Source organism: Stenotrophomonas maltophilia group sp. Smal12, from assembly GCF_037079935.1.
Classification (GTDB): domain Bacteria; phylum Pseudomonadota; class Gammaproteobacteria; order Xanthomonadales; family Xanthomonadaceae; genus Stenotrophomonas; species Stenotrophomonas sepilia.
Genome location: NZ_JBAWUK010000103.1, coordinates 1 through 3,023 on the forward strand (window position 1 = coordinate 1; position 3,023 = coordinate 3,023).

Annotated in this window: 3 protein-coding genes and 1 pseudogene; all 4 read left to right on the forward strand. The window is 60.3% G+C overall.

The window, feature by feature from the left end; translation table 11 throughout:
* A pseudogene (locus WDC87_RS21735) lies at positions 1-400 on the forward strand (hypothetical protein); the annotation flags it as partial.
* Positions 397-795, forward strand: a complete 399-nt coding sequence (locus WDC87_RS21740) for a hypothetical protein (RefSeq protein ID WP_301655370.1) — start codon at positions 397-399, stop codon at positions 793-795. The pseudogene WDC87_RS21735 and the gene WDC87_RS21740, both read left to right, overlap by 4 nt.
* Before the next feature lie 4 nt (positions 796-799).
* Positions 800-2,092 (forward strand): zonular occludens toxin domain-containing protein, encoded by a 1,293-nt coding sequence (locus tag WDC87_RS21745; protein WP_301655371.1) that lies wholly within the window; start codon positions 800-802, stop codon positions 2,090-2,092.
* A gap of 486 nt (positions 2,093-2,578) precedes the next feature.
* Entirely contained in the window at positions 2,579-2,914 is a 336-nt protein-coding gene (locus WDC87_RS21750) for a hypothetical protein (protein ID WP_301655372.1), read from the forward strand.
* Positions 2,915-3,023: the final 109 nt, after the last annotated feature.

Sequence of the window (3,023 nt, forward strand, 5' to 3'; positions counted from 1 at the left end):
TGGGGATGGGGACGGCGATGGGGACGGGGACTGCACCGATCCTGATGGCTGCGCTGGCCCCGGACCGGGCCCTGGAACAGGCGAAGGTGGTGACGGCGGTGCGCCGGGGCCGACGACAGGGCGCCTCTACAAGAAGTCAGGCAAGACGGTTCAGAAGGTCGTCGCGGAGTTCAAGGCGGCCATTGAGGGCGCTCCCATTCTGTCGAAGGTCAAAGGCTTCTTCGGTAGCTGTACCGGCGGTGGCAGCTGCCCAACCGCTACGTGGGATGGTGGGCAGTACGCCGGAAAGTTTGACCTTGGCGCGTTGTGCTCCGGCCCACTGTTACAACTTTTCCAGTACGCCGGGTTTGTTTTTCTTGCGGGCATGGGCATCGTCGCGCTGAGGTGGGCACTGCTATGAAACGCAATCATCTGATCGTGCTCGGCGCTGCGCTACTCGTACTGGTGCTGTCTGCCTCTTGGGCGTATGCCGATGGGGTGGGGCCGGTCACCGCGCTTACCACCTGGGCAAAGGAGCAGATCACGTCGTTGTGGGCGGACTTCTCCGACTTCATGACGGATCTGCAGACCGACTTCATCGAGCTGGTGTTGTCGTTCGTCAAGGCCATCGTGTACCTGATTCCAGCGCCTGATTTCCTGTCACAGATCAGCTTCTGCGCAATGCTCAACGCTGCGGGACCGTGGACCGCCTTCATCGTTGCTCAGTTGCGCGTCGGTGAGGCTATCGCTGTGTTGACGGCTGCACTTGTATTTCGCCTTGTGCGGGTGTTCCTCACTCTCTTCCAGTGGACGTAACGAAATGATCTTCGGCCATGAAGGCTTGCCGCGCAGCGGAAAGAGCTACGAGGCAGTTCTGCATCACATCCTTCCTGCATTGCGCGCTAAGCGCCATGTCTACGTGCGCCTAAACGGGGTAGGGGAGAGCCTCGACAAGATCGCTGCGCACCTGGGCATGCCTGAAGAAGAGGTGCGCGAGCTGGTGCACGTGATGGGCGACAAGGAAGTGGTTGATTGGTGCGTATGTGACACCGACAACGATGGCGCCATTTCGTTTCCGCATATCGAGAAGCACGCACTGATCGTGATCGATGAGGCACACGAATACTGGCCGACCAACCGCGCCAACCTGCCCGAGCGCACTGCAAACTTCTTTGCCAAGCACGGCCATATCAGCTTGGATATGGTGATCATTTCGCAGGACTGCAAAGACCTGCACCGCCTGATCATCCGCCGCATGGCAAAGAAGAACACGTATACCAAGCTCGACGCGCTGGGGTCCGATCAGCGGTACTCGGTGCGGTTCTATGCGGCCACTGGCACCGGCAAATACGAAACGGTGGGCACAGAGGTCCGCAAGTACGATCCGGCCATCTGGGAGCTCTACCACGGCGTACAGCCGGGCATTGAGTCCAATGAGGTCTACAAGGGAAACACGCGCACTTTGTGGAAGACCCTGCGCGGCCCATCAATCGTAATGGGCCTCGCACTTGTCATTGGCGTGGTGATGTTCCTGCGGTTCTTCTTCGCAGACGGTTCAACGGGCGAGGAAAGCAAGCTCAAGGAGGTTGTCAAGACTCAGAAGGCTGCTATTCCCGCCATGACGCAAGCTCCCGGCGCTCAGCCGGCAACCGTTGTCACGAAGGTGGCAGACGCTCCAAAGTCGAAAGAGAAGCTTCCTGCGGGGGTGCAGTACATCCTCGACATGGCGGCTAACGCCAGGGCGCGGCATGCTGGCTGGTACGGGCAGCGGGATATCGTAGAGTTCCGCGCATCTGGTGGAGGGCAGGTGCTTGACCGATTCACCACGGAGCAGTTGTGGGCGCTGGGTTGGTCTGTGAAAAGAACAGAGTTCGGCGTGTTGCTGAGTGCCAGAGGCCACGAGATCATCGCGACCACTTGGCCCGTCGATCCCTTCGGCGAACAGTCTGATTCGACCACGGAGCGCATCAGGGCTGCGGCGGGGGCGCCTGTGACGAGCGCGAGCGAGACACAGCCGACCGCCGCCGCGGCGAACGGGAGCGCCCTAATTGCAGTTGGGAAGCGCCCCATGGGGACGTTCCCAGAGACGCCGCCTTATCCGGCGAGCTTCTGAATTTCGCGATGGGATACCATGCCCCTGAACCTTGGGGGCGAAATGGATATTCGAACAGGTCTAGTTCTGGCTCTACTGCTGGCGTCGGCACCTGCAGGTGCCCAACAGCTACGTTCGGCCATCGGCCCACAGCCATTGCCCAGGTACACGCCGCCAACACCGAAGGCGAGCAACCTTGGCGCTGAGCCGCTGAAATGCCAGCAACACGTCGATCCGCGCATCCGGCTCTATTGCGCAGAAATTGAGCGATCCCTGATACAGGGCGAGGCGCGTCGCCAAGGCATACCAACGCCATCGAGCGAGATTGTTCGCATGCCTGCCTACGGGACTGCCGAGGCAAAGCAGCTGGGCGCAGCCTGCATGGGTGGGACCGCCATGCGTCGACTGAACAACGGTTGGGAGCAGCTGCGGAATTCCAAAGGTGAATGGCTACGTTGCCGTGAGGGATAGACCGTGCCATCCAAGCGGATTGAATTTCACAGTGGCATGTCAAGAATCGTCCTCCTCATCGGGCGGTACGCGGTCAAGGTTCCGCGGCTGTCAGGGTTGGCTCGAATCAAGCAGGGCTTGAACTGCAATCAAGCCGAGGTCGACGCGTGGCGACAGCAGCATTACCCGAACCTTTGCCCACTGCTCTGGGCGACTCCAGGTCCGTTCCTGCTTGTGATGGCCCGAGCAAGAAGCATGTCAGATGCCGAGTTCGATGAGTGGTTCGACTCAGATGACTGGCCACACTTGGTTGACCAGCGCACACCGTTCGAGCTGAAGAGCGCGGATGCCGGTGTTCTGCCTGATGGGCGCAGGGTGTTGGCGCGCACTTAAAACTGACCCAGGCTGCGCGTTGAACTTTGACCCACCCGGTGTACGGGGCTGAGGGTATCAGTTGGTGGTCTGGGTGGTGGCCTCCTTTGCCCTGATTCTGGCTTTGGTC

Excerpts from the sequence above, each read along its gene's own strand:
- WDC87_RS21740 (WP_301655370.1), top strand. The coding sequence starts at position 397 with ATGAAACGCAATCATCTGATCGTGCTCGGCGCTGCGCTACTCGTACTG.
- WDC87_RS21745 (WP_301655371.1), top strand. The coding sequence starts at position 800 with ATGATCTTCGGCCATGAAGGCTTGCCGCGCAGCGGAAAGAGCTACGAG.
- WDC87_RS21750 (WP_301655372.1), top strand. The coding sequence starts at position 2,579 with ATGTCAAGAATCGTCCTCCTCATCGGGCGGTACGCGGTCAAGGTTCCG.